This window comes from Streptomyces natalensis ATCC 27448 (assembly GCF_000935125.1).
GTDB lineage: Bacteria > Actinomycetota > Actinomycetes > Streptomycetales > Streptomycetaceae > Streptomyces > Streptomyces natalensis.
The window spans coordinates 36896-52693 of record NZ_JRKI01000029.1; the positions used below are offsets into that span (position 1 = coordinate 36896).

Below are 15798 nucleotides of genomic sequence, written 5' to 3' on the forward strand. Positions count from 1 at the left end.
CCGGCCGTGACGAGTCCTGCCTGACGGGCACCATCCAGGCGACGGTCAGCCCCACCGGCCACGGCCCCATCGCCGAGATCGCCTGGGTGGTGGGGACCCCGTGGCAGGGAAGAAGCATCGCCACCGAAGCAGCCCGCGGACTCGTCGACTGGCTCAGCGGCAGCCGGTGCACACCCTCATCGCCCACATCCACCCCGAACATCGGCCATCCGCCACCGTCGCCACTGCCGCCGGGCTCACACCCACCGACGAATCGCACGAAGGCGAGATCCGATGGCACCGGAGCACCAGACGATAACTTCACCGATCCACAGGTCTTGGCTTCTCCGAACTACCGGGGCGTCCCGCGCTCAGGTGACGGGACGATCAGTCCCGAGGGGAAGGGCCGGTATGGGGCCGGAGAACGGCTGTGAACGGCGCGGGTGTTAGTTTCCTCCCCGTGTCAAAACACCAGGACGAGACCAGGGCGGCCTACGACGGGGTCGTCGATCTGTATGTGTCGAAGTTCGCTGATCGGTTGGAGACGCAGCCGTTCGCGCGGAACATGATCGGCACCTTCGCCGAGCTCGTGCGTGGCACGGGGAACCTGCGGGCAGCCGACGTCGGGTGCGGACCCGGTCATCTGACGGCCATGCTGCACGACTTGGGGTTGGACGCCTTCGGGCTCGACCTCTCCCCGGGTATGGTCGCCCACGCCCGGCGGGCCCATCCGGCGCTGCGGTTCGACGAAGCGCGAATGGAGGCCCTGCCGGTCGAGGACGGGGCGCTCGGCGGAGTGCTGGCCCACTACTCGATGATCCATACCCCACCTGGAGAATTGCCCGCGCTGCTCGCTGAGCAGGTGCGTGTCCTGGCACCAGGGGGCCTGCTCCTGGTGTCCTTCTTCGGGACCGAGGGGCCGGAGCCGGTTCGCTTCGACCACAAGGTGGCGCCCGCCTATAGCTGGCCGGCGGAGCGGTTTGCCGAGTTGTTGGCCGGGGCCGGACTCGTCACGGTGGCTCGGTTGCTCCATGACCCAGCGTCCGAGCGGGGCTTCCTCGACACCCACTTGCTGGCCCGCCGTCCGTAGGGCGTGGCGCGTGGCCTGGGTCGGGGTGGTGTAGATCATCCGCGTGGATGAAGCTCGTCCGAGGCGCCGGGTTCTTTGTCGGCGTTCACTGAGCGTCGTCGGAGGTGACACCGTCCAGGTCACGAAGGCTCCGGCGGTGCGGCCACCGCAGTGATGCGAGCAACGATCTCCCGGAAGGTGGGAATTCCCAGGTCGAGAGATTCCTGCTGCCGGGAGATCTGCGCGTCGAGTTGGGCGAGCTTCTCCTCGGCGTGGGCCAGGCCGCTCTGCAAGCCCTTCGAACTCGCCGAGCCAACCTTCGCGTTCGGCTTCCAGGATGCGCACGAGGAGGTTGTCGCGGATCTCGACGAGCCGCGGACGTTCCGTCGCGTGAACGATGAGGACGGGACAGCGGACACAGACTTAACCGAACTGATCTTGAAGCAGCCTCTCAGCATCGAGAGAGCCTGTCCGGAAACTGAAGGTGACCACGAAGAATCTGTCGATGTCCGGGTCTTCGGCGTCTCGTGGGCCGTTTGACTTCCGGCTCAGTTTCAAGCCGCACCATGCGAAGGCGGCGCCCCGACGGTCCTCCGGAGCCACTCGTTGAGAGCGGCGTAGTCAGCGTCGGTGAGACCCTGACGGGGATCGACACTGTGGAGCAGGGCGCCCAGCGTGACCGGCCCGTCGAGATCCGAGAGAACCTCCTCGCCCTCATCACCGAAGCCGAACGCGAAGGATGGCTCGGCGAGGTGGAAGGACTCCAGGTGAGCCTTGTCGGAGCGGAGAGGAAACTCGCCCAACTCGATCGGCGCCCCGCCGTCCGGAGCGTCGTCGACCTCGGCATTCCCACGATCACCACTCCCGGCGTCCAGCCCCAGTACGGGCCAGAGGAGCCAACGTGATCACGGCGTTCCACCAACATGGGGACGCCGGCTACAAGTTCAAAGGAGCGACGAGGGTCACAACGCCACGCTCTACACGATCTATCGCACCTTCGGCGACATCCGGGCCCGCCATCGATGGAGTCGAACTCATCCACCACTCTTGACAATTGCTCCAGTGGCGCGGTGGACAGATCGACGGCGACTGGGTAGACAAGCACACGAATCTCCTGGCGATGGATTGATCTTGGTCGACAAGTCATCTGCCAGGACCTACCCCTTTCATTGCCCCAAGCACCCACAACCAGACAGAGGTTGGAAAGGGCTCAGTCTCATCAACCGCCCACACGCAACCCGACAGCACATCAGGAGAAACAACGCCAGACCGGCCCCGCGTCTCTCGCCGCCCTCGGCTGTCATCTTCGCCCTCGTCCCTCCAACAGGTACCCGCAGGTGACGATGGATGCGTCGTAGCGGCCGTCCCTGGTGTTTGACCGCACCACAGCACAGAGCGAGGTGAAAGCATGTTCCGAAGTGCCATAAGATCCATTGCCGCCGTGACGTTTCTGCTGGCCATGACCCTGAGCGGAGTCGCCGACGCGACGGCACCCCCCGCAACGCCCTCCGCGGCACCGTCTGCCGCACAACCACGTGCCCTGGGCACCGACTCATACCGGCCGAGTCCGGGTCCCATCGTGGGGAGCTCGGCGTACGACTACGCGCCGAGCGTCATGATGGACGGCGTGTACAAGATGTGGTGGTGTGGCCAGACGCCCGGAGGGAAAGTTCCTGGCGATGACATCCTGTATGCGGAGTCGTCCAGCCTGAACGGCCCGTTCCACGCGCGGGGCAGCTCGGCACCCCACCAGATCGTGTTCGACGGAACCGGCACCGGCAGCTTCGACAACGAGCACACCTGCGATCCTTCGGTCGTGCGTGCCAACGGCACGTACTACCTGTACTACGCCGCCGAGCGGCACGACGGTGAGCCCACCACGATCGGTGTCGCCTCAAGCCCTGACGGGATCAACTGGACCAGACTCCACAACGACCAGCCGATCGTCACCGCGGCCAACCAGCAAGAGACGCACAACGAATACGGCGCAGGTCAGCCGAGCGTGACCTATCTCAACGGCCAGTTCTACCTGATGTTCACCGACACCACCGGTGCCGGGGCGTCGAGCAACGGAGCCGGCCAGTTCGTCTGGCGCTCGCCCGACCCGACGTTCCAGTCTGGTGTCGAGGTCTCCACCGCCTCCGGCTGGCAGGCCAAGACCGACGCCAACTCTCGCAGCTTCTCGGTCGTCAACGCCTTCTCTGCGGACTGGCAGTACTCGGACGCCTTGCGTGCGTTCGTCATCGCCCATGACAACACCCCCGGCCAGACCACGTTGACGTTCCTCAGCCCCGACAACCTGGCCAGGCAGCCATACGCCGAGGTCGCCGTCCCCGGCCAGTGGTCGGAAGGACCAGGAATCGTGTCCCGCCCGGACAAACACTCCGTCGTAGCCAGGAACAACGACTGCGGACGCATTCCCATCGACGTAATCCACTCCAGCACGGGGTCTCCACCGCAGCAGCTGACGCACGACGGTCTCGACCTCCTCAGCAGCAACAGCTGCCAGTCCATGCCGGCCGGCCAGATCGCCGCGATGTACGAGGGCTACGGATTGCAGTCCAGCGGCCTGCCCGCGGCCGTCGTCGTGGGTGGCAAGCGGCTACAGATCCAGGACACCTCCGTCTACACCGACCTGACCCGCAATCGGATCAGTGTGCCAGCGTCGATCTACTCCGCCGTCCCCTACGGTGCCTCGTTGCGCGACGGAGCCACAGTGCTCGGAGCATCGGGTCCGCCAGGAGCGTTCCAGCTCGACAACAACACCCTCTGGCCGGTCAATGCTCCGCAACTGGTGACGGACAACCACTCTTCGATCACCATGGTGGACCGCGCGCAGTGGCTGTCGCACCCGCGCGGGCCCAGCCTGTTCTACCTCTGGTAGACAGCGCCACCCGGGCGGGCGTTCACTGGCGGATCTCGCGGCAGTGAACCAGTCAGCCGGCGGCGCGATCGTGCCGCCGGCAGTGCGCAACCATGTTGCTCCTTATGGTTTGAGCTGGTCGTGCGCCCAGGCTGCGACCTCCGCGGCACCCCTGACCCGCTAGTGTCCTGAGTCGGAGATTCGGTGGCAGTAAGCAGCGACTTTGTCGAGGATTTCGTCAGCGGTCTTGGTCCAGACGAAGGGCCGTGGGTGCTCGTTCCAGTCGGCGAGCCAGGAACGGATGTCGTGGGCCGCACCGATTCGGAACGGCAACTCCCCTATCTCCTCGCGCACATCGCCAGACAGTGAATTCCCGGCCCTGCGACCACGGCCTGACGAGGTGCGTCAACTCCGGTGCGCGCCGCACTCCCCCCACAAACCAGCCCGTGCCGTGCTCCATGTCACGTGATGGATGCGCTGGATCTGCCGCGACGGCATGTCGTTGCGGGCGTCGCGGCGAATGGCCGCGAACAGCTCGACCAGCGATGACAAAGTGGACCTGCTTCGACGTGTTCATGCGCGAGTGACAGGTCGCGGGCGCTGGTCGGTTGGTGCGTTCGTGCCGGCGAACTGGATCGCAACGCGGCGGGCTGATCGCACGGCGGCCGGGGTGGTCGTGACCGCGGCGACGACGATGACCAGAAGTCCGCCGAGGCCGATCGTCCACCAGCCCGGGTGACTGGCGGCTGCCAACGATGCCGGTATCGCGTGGCCATTGATTCCCGGAACGACGATCGCCCCGATGATGGCGACACCGAGCGCCTGTCCGACCTGACGACCGGTGGAAGCAACAGCAGAGGCGACCGCGGACTGGGCCGGCGGCATCCCGGAGACCGAGATCGTGGTAACCGGTGCGTTCAGCATTCCAAAGCCCAGCCCGAACAGGACGAACGAGACGATCAGCGTCCAGGTCGGGCTGGACGGCTGCAACCCGACCAGGACGGCCGCGCCGGCAGCGATGCCCGCACCGCTGATCATGAGCGGGATCCGTGGTCCACGGTGGGCGGCCAGACGCCCGGAGAGGGGCGCGATCACCAACACCATGACCGCAACCGGCAGCAGGAACATGCCCGCTTGGGACGGGGGCATGGTCCGAGCGTATTGCAGGTAGAAGGTCATCACCCACAGGTAGCCGCCGGCGGCGGCCATCCCGACCAGCGCCATCACGACACCACCGGAGAACGGCGCGCTTGCGAAGAACCGCGGGTCGATGAGCGGCTCCTGTCGGCGCAGTTCCCATCGCAGTAGCAATCCGGCACTGGCGGCCGCGACAACGGTGAGGGTGACCACGGTGATCGACCCCCAGCCCAGGGAACGACCCTCGATGATCGCGTACGTCAGGCTCAGGAGCATCAGGACGACCAGCCCTTGGCCGACGGGGTCGGGGTTTCGTGGGTACGGCGCTTTCGACTCGGGCACGAACCGGGCGCACAGCACGATCGCGAGGACGCCGATCGGGATGTTGATCCAGAAGATGGACCGCCACCCCGGGCCTGCTACCAGGAACCCGCCCAGGATCGGCCCGATCGCCATGCTCAGTCCGTACACGCCGCTCCATACCCCGAACGCCTTGGCGCGTTTGGCCGGGTCGGGATAGACCTGTGCCACGATCGCCATCGCGACCGGGTTCATCATCGACCCGCCCAGGGCTTGCAGGACCCGGAACGCGATGAGCCACCCGACTGTCGGGGCGAGACTGCACAACAGCGAGGCAACGGTGAACAGACCGAGACCGGTTTGCAGGGTCCGGCGTCGACCCCAGCGGTCCGCCGTCGAGCCGGCCATCAGCAAGAAGGCGCCGAGAACAAGCTGGTAGGCATCCACGGTCCACTGGGATGCGACGAAGGACGTGTGGAGATCGGTGCGCATGTTCGGTAGTGCGATCGTCACGATGGTGTTGTCGACACCCACGATCAGCAGGCTCAAGCAGCAGATTCCCAGTACCGCACCAGGGCGGACGCGCGACAAGGACGACATGCGCCCACTGTCCGACGGCCGGCGCCCCCCAGTCCAACAATGATTCTGTTTCAGTATCGATTCCCTTTCGGTATCGGTACGATGAAGCCATGACGACGACCCTCGACATCGTCACCTTGCGCAGCTTGGTCGCAGTCGCGGCGTGCGGTGGGTTCCACAAGGCCGCTCACGCCCTGCACCTGACGCAGGCCACGGTGAGCCGGCACGTCCAACGTCTCGAAGACGGAATCGGAGCAGAACTGATCACCCCAGACGGTCGAGGAATCAAGTTCACCGCCGCCGGTGAACGCATGTTGACCCATGCCACAGCCATCCTTGAGGCGCACGATGAGGCCGTCGCCGAGTTCGTCACCCCCGTCGACACCCTCACCATCGGCGCCATGGACCACGCCGCCGACCTTCTGCTGCCAGGGCTCGTGGAGGACCTCCGCGCCGCGCTCCCGCACAAGACCATCCAGGTGCGGCTCGGGCGAAGCGCACGCCTGCGAGAGGCGATCGCGAACAATCAGCTCGACGCGGCACTGGTGCTGCAGCGAATCACCCATGACCCCACCGAGCCAGGGGCCATCCCGACTCAATGGGTCGCAGCACAGAACGCGGCACAGAACATCGGGACGACAATGCCGATCGCGCCACCGGTGCCACTGGTGCTGTTCGATCACCACTGCGGCCTACGGACCGGTGCCCTCAAAACGCTCGACGAGGCCCGCATCCGCTACACCATCGTGGCCGAAGCGCCCGACCTCGCCGGAGTCCAGTCAGCGGCCCGGGCAGGCATCGGCATCACACTCTTGCCGCGGCTGGGCCGGGTTCCCGACAAACTCCAGCCGGTCGATGGCCTCCCCCAACCTCCCGGGGTGGTGGTCGCCGTCCAAACCGCAACCCACGTCACCACCCGTGACGCGAAGACCATCAGAAAACTGATCGCCACCCGCCTCGACAGCAGCTACTGACATCGGTATCCAGCGACTGGCCGACCGTCCGGGCTCAGCAACTGCCACAGGCGCCCGCGATTGACGTGCCCGGGTTCGGTGTCGACTGGGCCCTGGCCCCGGGGAACGCCTTACCCGGAGAGGACGAGGTCACCTCTGGCAGGCATCGCCCACGAGAGGCCGGCGCCGCCGTGAGGCGGGCAGTGCTCCAGCACCCGGGGACCACCCAGCCGGAACCCGCGAACCCGCGAACCCGCGCCGTGCTGCACTTGCGCGTCGAGGTTCGCCAATACACCTGCGCGCAGTGCTGAGGTGCGGGGCGAAAGGATGCACTCCCCCGTTTTCGGCGCACAACCCCCTCCGGGGCACCGCTTACCCCAGACCAGATGCCGACGGAAATTCCTCATTTTGCCTTGTGCCAATTTTGCTCAGTGCAATACTGATCTTGGGGGCCGGAGCCCGAGACCGGCCCTGCCGGAGGGTTGTGCCGTCAACCACGGAAGGGGGCCGTACATGCTCATCGAAACCGGGGTGGAACTCATCGAGTTCATCTGCCCACGGTGCGCCGAGCGCTGGACCCGCTCGTACGAGCTGGTGCACAGCGAGCTGCCGAGCGGCGAGGTACGCGACTACTTCACCGCCGACGATGTACGGGTGATGTCCCCGTACACCCCGGAGGGCGCCCCACCGTGTCTGCGCTGCTCATGGACGACCGTCGCCAGGCTTGTCGCGCGGCGTTCCCTCGGTGGTACGTCGGAGACGGCGGACGTCGCACGGTCATCAGAGGCCGGTCCGCCGTCCTCCGGCCACGGCACACCGAGCACCTCTTCGCTTGCGAACGGCGTTCCCGTTTCCGCTTCGGCTCGCCATGCGCGCCGCCCGGGGGCCATCCCTGGGCAGAGGCGGAGGAGCCGCATATGAGAGCGGTGGTCTGCGGTGCCGGGATCGCGGGACTCGCCCTCGCGCAGCGTCTTGACGCTCTCGGCTCGGATGTCGTCGTCCTGGAGAAGGCGCAAGGCCCTAGAACGCAGGGTTACATGGTCGACTTCTTCGGGCCTGGCTACGACGCCGCCGAGGCCATGGGCGCACTGCCCCGGCTGCGCGAGCTCGGGTACCAGGTCGAGGAAGCGTCTTTCCTGGACGGAAACGGGCGCCGCCGAGGCGGAGTGCAGTACACACACTTCGCCAAGGCCGTGCAGGGACGACTGCTGAGCATCATGCGGCCCGACCTTGAGCGAGCCCTGCGCGAGTCCCTCTCGAACAACGTCGTCATCCGCTTCGGCACGTCCCTCACACACGTCACCGACCGCGACGACGGTGGCGTGCGCCTCACACTGACCGACGAAAGCACCCTCGACGCCGACCTCCTCGTCGGCGCCGACGGCATCCACTCGACCGTGCGCAGCCTGGTCTTCGGCGCCGAACGACAGTACCTGCGCTATCTCGGCTTCCACACGGCCGCGTTCACCTTCGACGATCCCGGGATCCACGCCCAGGTGCGGGGACGGTTCTGCCTCACCGACACCGTCGGCAGGCAGATGGGCTTCTACGGACTGCGTGACGGCCGGGTCGCGGTCTTTGCCGTGCACCGCACACCCGATCCCGCCCTGCCGGCCGATGTCAGGGCCGCGGTCCGCGAGGAGTACGGCTCGCTCGACTGGATCGTCCCCCGGGCGCTCGGCCGGTGCCCTTCGTCCGCCGAGGTGTACTACGACCAGGTCGCCCAGATCACGATGCCGCGCTGGAGCCGGGGCCGGGTCGTGCTCATAGGGGACGCCTGCCAGGCGGTGTCACTGCTCGCAGGCCAGGGAGCCTCACTGGGTGTCGCCGGCGCCTACGTACTCGCCGAACAGCTGGCGCGGGCCGACTGCTTGGAAAACGGACTGACTCGGTACGAACGGATGTGGCGGCCGGTCGTGGAGGAGAAGCAGCAGGTAGGACGCAAGAGCGCCCGCTGGTTCCTCCCGGAGTCGCAGCTGCAACTGCGGGCGCGCCGCGCCGTCATGAAACTCCTGGGTCTGCCCGGCGGTGGCCGGTACCTCGCTACGACGCTGGCGGGAAAGCCGACAGCCGTCGTCAAGGAGCTCCACGCGACCCGTCAGATGCCCCGCCACATCACCCGGTAGTGAGGCGGCGAGGCGCCACACCACCACACCAGGTCCGCCCGGCCAGGCGCGTTCCGCACCCGCTGGGCCCGGTACACCCCGCCCGTGCCCGCACCCCACCCCCAGGAGGACATGAACGTGCCGTACAAACTCAGGGACGTCCCCTCACCCACCGGGCTGCGTCGCCTGGTGGCACGCGCCCCGATCCACCTCTACCGCTGGCACCTGGGGCGGCTCCTCGGCACTCGCGTTCTGCTGCTCACTCACACCGGCCGCGTCAGCGGGAAGCCCCGGCAGGTCGTCCTGGAGGTCGTGGCGCATGACCCCCAGGACGACACATTCCTGGTTGCCTCTGGCTTCGGCACCGGCGCCGCGTGGTACCGCAACATCCGGCAGACACCCGCCGTCACCGTTCAGGTCGGCGGTCGCCGCCTCCGAGCCACCGCCCACCCGCTCACTCCCGAAGCGTCCGGACGCGCCATGGCCGCATATGCCTGCCGCCACCCCCGCCTCGCCCGAAGGCTCATGCGCGTCTGCGGACTTGAGGTCGACGGCACCGCTGAGGAATGCCCGGAGGCGCGTCGGACGGCCCGATGGATGGCCCGACGGACGGTCGCAGGGTGCCATGGGCGTCGTCGGATGTCGCGTCGTCGCTCAAGGCGGGCGGTCACCAGCCGACGTCGGTGCGGGGCCCGTGCGCGAGGGGTTCGCCACCGGCCTCGGTGAACGCCTGGAGAGTCGCCACGAGCCCGGCGCGCTGGTCGGGCGACATGGTGCCGACGATGCGGGCGATCTCCGCCCGCCGCCGCTCGGTCGCCTCGTGTACGACCCGGCGTCCAGCGTCGGTGAGGCTGATGAAGATCTCACGCCGGTTGGTGGGATTGGGCTTGCGGTCCACCATGTCTGCGGCCGCCAGCCGGTCGACCATGCGCATGGCCGTGGACGGTATGACGTCCAGGTGCTCGCCGAGCCGGGAGATGTTCATCGCCCCCCGGCTGTCGAGGACCACCAGCATCCGGAACTGCGGGAGCGTGAGGGTGTCCTCGGCGGAGGCCAGCGAGCGGGCGGAGACCGCCACCAGCAACCGAGAGGCCGTCAGGACCGCGGTGACAACCTCGTCGGCCGCACCGTCGGCCATGTCGCCGGGCGCGTCGTCAACAGGGGAAGAGGGGGCCGCGATGGGCGCACGCTTGGGCATGTACACCTTTCTACACTCCTTCGCACCGCTTCGATCCGGCCCCCGTCTCAAGGATTGAGCAACAGTTGCACAGCGCAAAATCCCATATTGCATAATGCAAACATGGTGAATCCCGCTGAACCCGCAGCTGCCGGCCCCACTCCGGGTACGCCTCCGCTCGTGCGCCGCGGCATACCCGCCGCCGCCTCCGCCCTCCGTGAGGCCAAGGCCGGCCTGCTGGTCCTGGCCCTGCTCGTGGGGGCCGGTGCCGGACTCGGAGCGATCGCCTTCCGCTGGCTGATCAGCGTTGGGAGTGTCGGGCCCGGGTGGTGCCGTCGTGGCCAAAGTCGGGAGAGCCGCCCATCATGCTCAGCATGTCCTTGCCGCCGGTACGCAGAAACCGGATGACCAGGGCAGCAGCCAGCAGGAGGAAGGCGACGTTGAGCCAGGTGGTGTAGTTCCAACTCACCCCGCTGTCCGGGACGGTGGCGTCGGCGCGGTCGGGAACGAGACCGAGGCCTCCGAAGATGAACTCAACCAGGTATCCGGCCACGGCCATGGCGGCAAAGAAGGTACCGAGCAGGAACAGCGCCATACGGGCGCCGTAGTACTTCCGATAGATGTTCAGGATCGGCAGGATCACCAGGTCGGCGAAGAGGAAGGCCACGACCCCGCCGAAGCTGATGCCTCCCTTCCACAGCACCACGGCCAGCGGCACGTTGCCTACGGAGCACACGAACGAGGCGATGGCCACCACCGGCCCGATCAGAGGTCCCCACAGCTTGGCCGCCAGTGGGTGACCGTCGAAGAAGAAGGCGCGCCAGAAGGAGTCAGGAACCCAGGCGGCGATGGCACCGGCGATCAGCAGGCCCGCGACCAGGTCGCGCAGGATGGCCGCCCACTCCATGACAAAGGCGTGGGAAACCGAGGTGGAGCCCTCGCGGGAGAACAGCCGTTGGGCGAAGGAACCCTCACGCCGAACGGACATGTCCATCGCGGCGTGGCCCTCCATGGAGCCGGCCACGCCGCGGCCGGCCTGCTCGCGCGCTTCACGCAGGAGTTTGTCGCGCAGCAACAGCCGGAACAGCACGGCCAGCACCGCAATCATCACCGGGCCGCCGACGAATTCGGCGGCGGTGAACTGCCAGCCCATGAGCAGGGCCAGGATCACGCCGAGTTCGACCACCAGGTTGGTGGAGGCGATCTCGAACGCCATCGTGGCGGTGAAGTCGGCGCCCTTGCGGAACAGGGAGCGAGCCAGCGCGACCGCCGCGTAGGAGCAGGACGAGGAGGCGATGCCCAGCCCGGCTGCGGCGGCCAGGGTGCGGGGGCGGTCGTCGCCCAGCAGGGAGACGACGGTGGACTTGCGGACCACGGCCTGGACCACGGCGGACAGGGCGAACCCCAGGATCAGGGCCCAGGTGATCTCCCACGCCATCGAACCGGCGATCGACAGTGCGTGCCAGATTGCGTGCATGGGCCTCCTCCTGTTCGGCTGTGCTCGGCGCACCGCCCGAATCGTGTACCCCTAAGGGGTAACCCCAGCCGGGGGCGCGAACACGTTCCGACCCGTCGACGCGACCACGTTCCGACCCGTCGACGCCTACGCCCTGACGCTTTCCGGTCAAGCCCGTACTCCTCTGCGGCCCACCCGACCAGCGGTGGAATGCGACGTGGCGTCGACAGGGCCGCAGCCCCCTGCCCGCACCCCCGGTCACGTGGCGAAGAGTCCTCCGGCCCCGTGACTCCACCCCAACCGCACTGGGCGGTGTTGAGGCTGCGGCCAGCAGGTCCCGGCTCAGCCACGACCGGTTGGTGCATCAGGTGAGGACGTCGAGGACGCCCGGCGGCGCAGCTTGAGGGCGTAGATGGCGTCGCGGGAGAGCAGCTGGCTGGTGAGGGGGGCCGGGACGATGGCGAGCATCAGCGGCAGGATGATCGAGTACTGGCCAGTGAGCTCGAAGAGGATGACGACGGCGGTGGACGCCGATGCCCTTGATCTTGACGCTTCCTTAACGGATCCATAGCGCCCCCCTGTCGTATCGTTAACACCCGGTGAGCCGGGAAGTCTGGTCGGCATGCAGTGAGTTTTCCTCGTCGTCGGCCTTGAAGGGCTTTCCTGGCATGACCCTCCTCCCCCGAACCGCCCCCTCCGCAGCCTCGTCTCCTGGGCGCTCGCGCCGGGGGCCGCGTACATCGGTGCTGTTCATCGCCTTCGCCTTCGCGGTGATCGCGGATCCGGTCTCCTCCGTCGCCTACGCCATCGAGGCCGCCCTACGTGCCCTGCACGGTGACCTGGCGCTGTTGCTGCCCACGATGTCCCTCGTGGTCGGTCTGGTCATCGTCGTGACCGCCAACTACTGGCAGCTGGTGCGCCGCTTCCCCAAAGGCGGCGGGGCAGCAGCCGCGGCCGGGCGGGCGTTCGGGCCGCGCTGGACCTTCCTGCCCATCGGGGCGCTCGTAGTCGACTTCGTACTGACCATCGGCATTTCGATCGCGGCAGCGACCAGCGCCGCGATCGCGCTCTTCCCCGCACTCGCCGATGTCCGCGTCCCCCTGGCCCTCGGGCTACTGGTGCTGGTGGCCGGCCTGACCTGGTTCGGGCACGGCGGCCGCCTGCTGTTTGCGGCGATGACCGTGTTGTTCGTCGTCGTCTCCGTCGCGGTACTCATCCTCGGATTCGCCCACCCCCACGCCCTGGGCCACGCCCCGATCACCACCGATGCGGGCCGGCCCGCCGCGCTTGCCGTGGTGCTCGCCTTCCCCGTCGCGATGGCCCTGGCCACCGGCATCGAAGCACCCTCCACCGCCATCGCCCAGCTCGGGCAGCTCGACGACACCCGCCGGAGGCGCTTCGGCCGCGGCACCCTCGCCCTGCTGCTGATCATCGTCGGCGGACTGACCATCGCGCTCACCGCCCTCGCACTGCGCCTGCACATCGGCATCCCGGGCACCGACTCCACCCAGATCGCCGACATCGCACGATCCGCCACCGGGACCGGCTGGCTGTACAGCGCGTTCCAGCTCACCAGCTCCCTGCTCCTGCTCGCCGCGGCCAGCTCCTCCTTCCAGGCAGGGCCCGGACTGCTCAAGGCCCTGGCCGGAACGGCGGGCGCGCCCGGCGTCCTGCCGCCGATCCTGGGCCGCACCAACAAGCACCACACGCCGTACTGGTCGGTCGTGGCCTATCTGCTCGCCGCCGCCGTGATCATCGTGGTCGCAGCAGGCGAAGAGCAGGAACTGGTCCTGTTCTACGCGGTCGCCGTCTTCGTCAGCTTCCTGGTCGGCCTGGTGGCGATGGCCAGCTTCGCCCGCACGGAGAACAAGCCCGGCCTGGCCTGGGTCAACGGCCTCGCCGCCGGCGCGGTCGCCTTCACGCTCGCCGTCAACCTGCTACGTGGCTGGCCGGTGCTCTCCCTCGCAGCGACCCTCGTCATCGCAGGCGCCCTGTACATCCGGTGGGCACGTGCGGGACGCCCCAGCGGCATAGAGGACATCGAAGCACAGGCCGAGACGATGACAGCCTGAACCAGCGAGCCCCCAGCTGTGCGCACGATGGTGCAGGGTCTGCGAGCGCGCGGTCAGAACCAGTGCAGGCAGCGCGGGGGCGGTCGGCCGCCCCGTCCCCGTCCCGTTCCGCCCCGTCCCGTCCCGTCCCGTGGGGGAGCCAACGCGCCCACTGGTACCAGGCGCCGGAAAAAGGGAAGCGGAACAGAATCGGAGTGCGCGAAACTCGCCTGGTGACCACCGACTTCCACGTGCGCCAAGCCTGCGCCGCCGACGCTCCCGTTCTGGCCCGATTGCGCTGGGCGTTCAAGCAAGAAGACCACGAAGGAGAGGTCTCCACACCGGTTCGGTCCGTGCAACAGGCCGAGCAGTGGATCCGGGAGCGGCTCGACAGCGGACGTTGGCTGGCCTGGGTAATGGAGAAGGGGGAGGAGATCTGCGGCCATGTCTTCCTCCACCTCGTGGAGAGAGTGCCGGATCCCTACGAGGACAACACTCCTGTCGGTTACGTGACGAACTTCTACGTCGTTCCTCCACAGCGCAACCGCGGGTTCGGGTCCCAACTGCTTGAGGCCCTGCGGCTGCACGCTCGAAGCCGAGGGATGGACGTACTCATCGTCTGGCCGTCCGACCGCAGCGTCCCCCTCTACCGCCGGGCCGGGTTTGAGCCGTCGGACCAGCTGCTGGAAGCACGCTGAACCGAGACGCGACCGACGGCGACGCACCAGCGAAGGCCGGCTCAGGGCATCGACGCTGAGGTGCGCGCACAGCTCCGCGCAGCGGTGCGGCCCAGCAGGGTGACCGCGAGGCATCAGGCCCTGCCGCCCGCGCGGGTCCGGCCGAGTCGGCCGGACCCGCGTCAGCTGAGCCGCCAACTTCGGGAGCCCCCGGCCGACTCCGGGGATGCTACCGGGGATCTACCCACAGCGCCGAGGCGACCGCGCACAGGTCGCCCCCCGCCGTGGCCAAGGCGGCACCGACCCGGTGCTTCCGCCCTTCCTCCGAGAGGACCCACGCATACGACACCAGCCGCGAGGAAACCGGCACCGGCTGGAGCAGCCGAGCCGTGAGCGAAGCCGTCACCGCCCCCTCCCGCAAAGCCCCCCGCAGCCGCCCCGCCGCGTTCCCCGGGCAGTCGAGCGCCCCCCACACGAGCTCCGCCCGCAGCATTCCCTCGGTGTCGGCGAGTGCGGGCCCCGCCGTCCACGCGGCGGCCACCAGATCCCGTCCCGCCACGACCCCGCAGTGCTGGCGCAGGCCGGTGTCGGGCGTGCGGTCGAGTCCGCACCCGAAGCAGTCCACGGCCCCCTCCGGCGGAGCCGCGCGGTACGCCTCGGCCGCCGCCGACGCCTCGTCCCAGGAGGGCGGTTCAGGCGCTTCGAGGTCCAACTCATCGGGCGTGGCCACCGCGAGCACTCCGTCCGCACCGGTCAGCACGGCCCCACCGTCGGCGGTCCCCGCAAGCCCCACCGGCACCTCCACCGGGGTCGGCCGTCGGAAGTCCACCCGTACGGTCTTGGCCGCCACCCGCCCGGCGAGCAGCCCCGCTACGTATCCGCCGAACGCCACCCCGGGATACCCCCGCAGATGGCCGGGCACCGTGATCGTCTCGATATCGGTCATGACGCTCACTCCACCACACCCCCGTCCCTGCGGCCGGAGAGCGGGGTACGTTCGACGCCCCTGCCCGCCCCTGCCCGCCCCCGAGAGGACCCCACCGTGACGGTCGAACGCCTTGGCCCCGACCCGGCTGCCGATCGGGCTCATGGCCGCGCCCGAGTCGGCATGTCCGGTGGCGCCGGCGCACCCTGCAACGGCGAGCACCGCGGCGGCTCCCAGCACGGCCAGCTGTGACATACCGGGGGTCAGGCATACCGGGGTCTGGAGGAGGTGGCGATGCGGGTTCTGGTGGTCGAGGACGAGCCCAGGATGCGCGAACTGCCGCGGCGGGCGCTGACCGAAGACGGCTACGCCGTGGACGTCGTCACCGATGGTCCGCAGGCCCTCGGGGGGCATCGAGTCCTGCGGGCGGTGGTGTCGCGCCGGACGCGCAAGCGTTTCTGATGATCGCGTTGCCCGAGTACGGCAAGGACGAACGACCTCCGGCTGACGGTACGATCCCCTTTCCC

At 68.2% G+C, this 15798-nt stretch carries 16 protein-coding genes and 2 pseudogenes; 11 read left to right on the forward strand and 7 right to left on the reverse strand.

What is annotated here, in order from left to right; translation table 11 throughout:
• Positions 1-5: 5 nt before the first annotated feature.
• Positions 6-298, forward strand: a pseudogene (locus SNA_RS44050) (GNAT family N-acetyltransferase); the annotation flags it as partial.
• Positions 299-439: 141 nt separating this feature from the next.
• Entirely contained in the window at positions 440-1069 is a 630-nt protein-coding gene (locus tag SNA_RS20065; RefSeq protein ID WP_030067561.1) for a class I SAM-dependent methyltransferase, read from the forward strand.
• Positions 1070-1188: 119 nt separating this feature from the next.
• Here SNA_RS20065 and SNA_RS44055 read toward each other — a convergent pair whose 3' ends face one another.
• Positions 1189-1341 (reverse strand): hypothetical protein, encoded by a 153-nt coding sequence (locus SNA_RS44055; protein ID WP_241779751.1) that lies wholly within the window; start codon positions 1339-1341, stop codon positions 1189-1191.
• A 363-nt stretch (positions 1342-1704) separates the two neighbouring features.
• Between SNA_RS44055 and SNA_RS40025 the strand changes: the two genes are divergently transcribed.
• Both SNA_RS40025 and SNA_RS20080 read left to right on the forward strand, forming a co-directional pair.
• Positions 1705-1953, forward strand: a complete 249-nt coding sequence (locus SNA_RS40025) for a hypothetical protein (RefSeq protein WP_078970039.1) — start codon at positions 1705-1707, stop codon at positions 1951-1953.
• 674 nt (positions 1954-2627) lie between these two features.
• Positions 2628-3932 (forward strand): glycoside hydrolase family protein, encoded by a 1305-nt coding sequence (locus tag SNA_RS20080; RefSeq protein ID WP_157880003.1) that lies wholly within the window; start codon positions 2628-2630, stop codon positions 3930-3932.
• 159 nt (positions 3933-4091) lie between these two features.
• Here the strand turns inward: SNA_RS20080 and SNA_RS44060 are convergent.
• A pseudogene (locus SNA_RS44060) lies at positions 4092-4217 on the reverse strand (IS630 family transposase); the annotation flags it as partial.
• 267 nt (positions 4218-4484) lie between these two features.
• Positions 4485-5897 (reverse strand): MFS transporter, encoded by a 1413-nt coding sequence (locus tag SNA_RS20085; RefSeq protein ID WP_241779752.1) that lies wholly within the window; start codon positions 5895-5897, stop codon positions 4485-4487.
• 140 nt (positions 5898-6037) lie between these two features.
• Here SNA_RS20085 and SNA_RS20090 point away from each other — a divergent pair, with 140 nt between their 5' ends.
• From SNA_RS20090 to SNA_RS40030, 4 genes are all read left to right on the forward strand, one after another.
• Positions 6038-6901: a LysR substrate-binding domain-containing protein gene (locus SNA_RS20090; protein ID WP_051877370.1), complete on the forward strand. Its 864-nt coding sequence runs from the start codon at positions 6038-6040 to the stop codon at positions 6899-6901.
• Positions 6902-7393: 492 nt separating this feature from the next.
• Positions 7394-7801 carry a hypothetical protein gene (locus tag SNA_RS42545; RefSeq protein ID WP_157880004.1) on the forward strand — a complete coding sequence of 136 codons (408 nt, stop codon included), beginning with the start codon at positions 7394-7396 and terminating at the stop codon, positions 7799-7801.
• Positions 7798-9006: an FAD-dependent monooxygenase gene (locus SNA_RS20095; protein ID WP_030067567.1), complete on the forward strand. Its 1209-nt coding sequence runs from the start codon at positions 7798-7800 to the stop codon at positions 9004-9006. Before SNA_RS42545 ends, SNA_RS20095 begins: the two co-directional genes overlap by 4 nt.
• A 111-nt stretch (positions 9007-9117) precedes the next feature.
• On the forward strand, positions 9118-9711 hold the full coding sequence (locus SNA_RS40030; protein ID WP_078970040.1) for a nitroreductase family deazaflavin-dependent oxidoreductase: 594 nt from the start codon (positions 9118-9120) through the stop codon (positions 9709-9711).
• Here the strand turns inward: SNA_RS40030 and SNA_RS20100 are convergent.
• The 3 genes from SNA_RS20100 to SNA_RS45265 form a co-directional block, all read right to left on the reverse strand.
• Positions 9653-10183 carry a MarR family winged helix-turn-helix transcriptional regulator gene (locus SNA_RS20100; protein ID WP_078970122.1) on the reverse strand — a complete coding sequence of 177 codons (531 nt, stop codon included), beginning with the start codon at positions 10181-10183 and terminating at the stop codon, positions 9653-9655. The genes SNA_RS40030 and SNA_RS20100 overlap by 59 nt on opposite strands.
• A gap of 280 nt (positions 10184-10463) precedes the next feature.
• On the reverse strand, positions 10464-11639 hold the full coding sequence (locus SNA_RS20105; protein WP_030067569.1) for a permease: 1176 nt from the start codon (positions 11637-11639) through the stop codon (positions 10464-10466).
• 321 nt (positions 11640-11960) lie between these two features.
• Complete coding sequence (locus tag SNA_RS45265) at positions 11961-12086, reverse strand: hypothetical protein (RefSeq protein ID WP_420823506.1); 126 nt, start codon at positions 12084-12086, stop codon at positions 11961-11963.
• Positions 12087-12361: 275 nt separating this feature from the next.
• On the opposite strand from SNA_RS45265, the gene SNA_RS20110 reads away from it, so the two are divergent.
• Together SNA_RS20110 and SNA_RS20115 are read left to right on the forward strand one after the other, a co-directional pair.
• Positions 12362-13690 carry an amino acid permease gene (locus tag SNA_RS20110; protein WP_044366096.1) on the forward strand — a complete coding sequence of 443 codons (1329 nt, stop codon included), beginning with the start codon at positions 12362-12364 and terminating at the stop codon, positions 13688-13690.
• 212 nt (positions 13691-13902) lie between these two features.
• On the forward strand, positions 13903-14367 hold the full coding sequence (locus SNA_RS20115; protein ID WP_030067572.1) for a GNAT family N-acetyltransferase: 465 nt from the start codon (positions 13903-13905) through the stop codon (positions 14365-14367).
• Between the two features lie 208 nt (positions 14368-14575).
• On the opposite strand, the gene SNA_RS20120 is transcribed toward SNA_RS20115, so the two are convergent.
• A complete protein-coding gene (locus tag SNA_RS20120) occupies positions 14576-15292 on the reverse strand; it encodes a hotdog family protein (protein ID WP_044366560.1) in 717 nt (238 codons plus the stop codon).
• Positions 15293-15565: 273 nt separating this feature from the next.
• On the opposite strand from SNA_RS20120, the gene SNA_RS43320 reads away from it, so the two are divergent.
• Positions 15566-15733 (forward strand): response regulator, encoded by a 168-nt coding sequence (locus SNA_RS43320; protein ID WP_107070877.1) that lies wholly within the window; start codon positions 15566-15568, stop codon positions 15731-15733.
• The last annotated feature ends 65 nt before the right edge of the window (positions 15734-15798 follow it).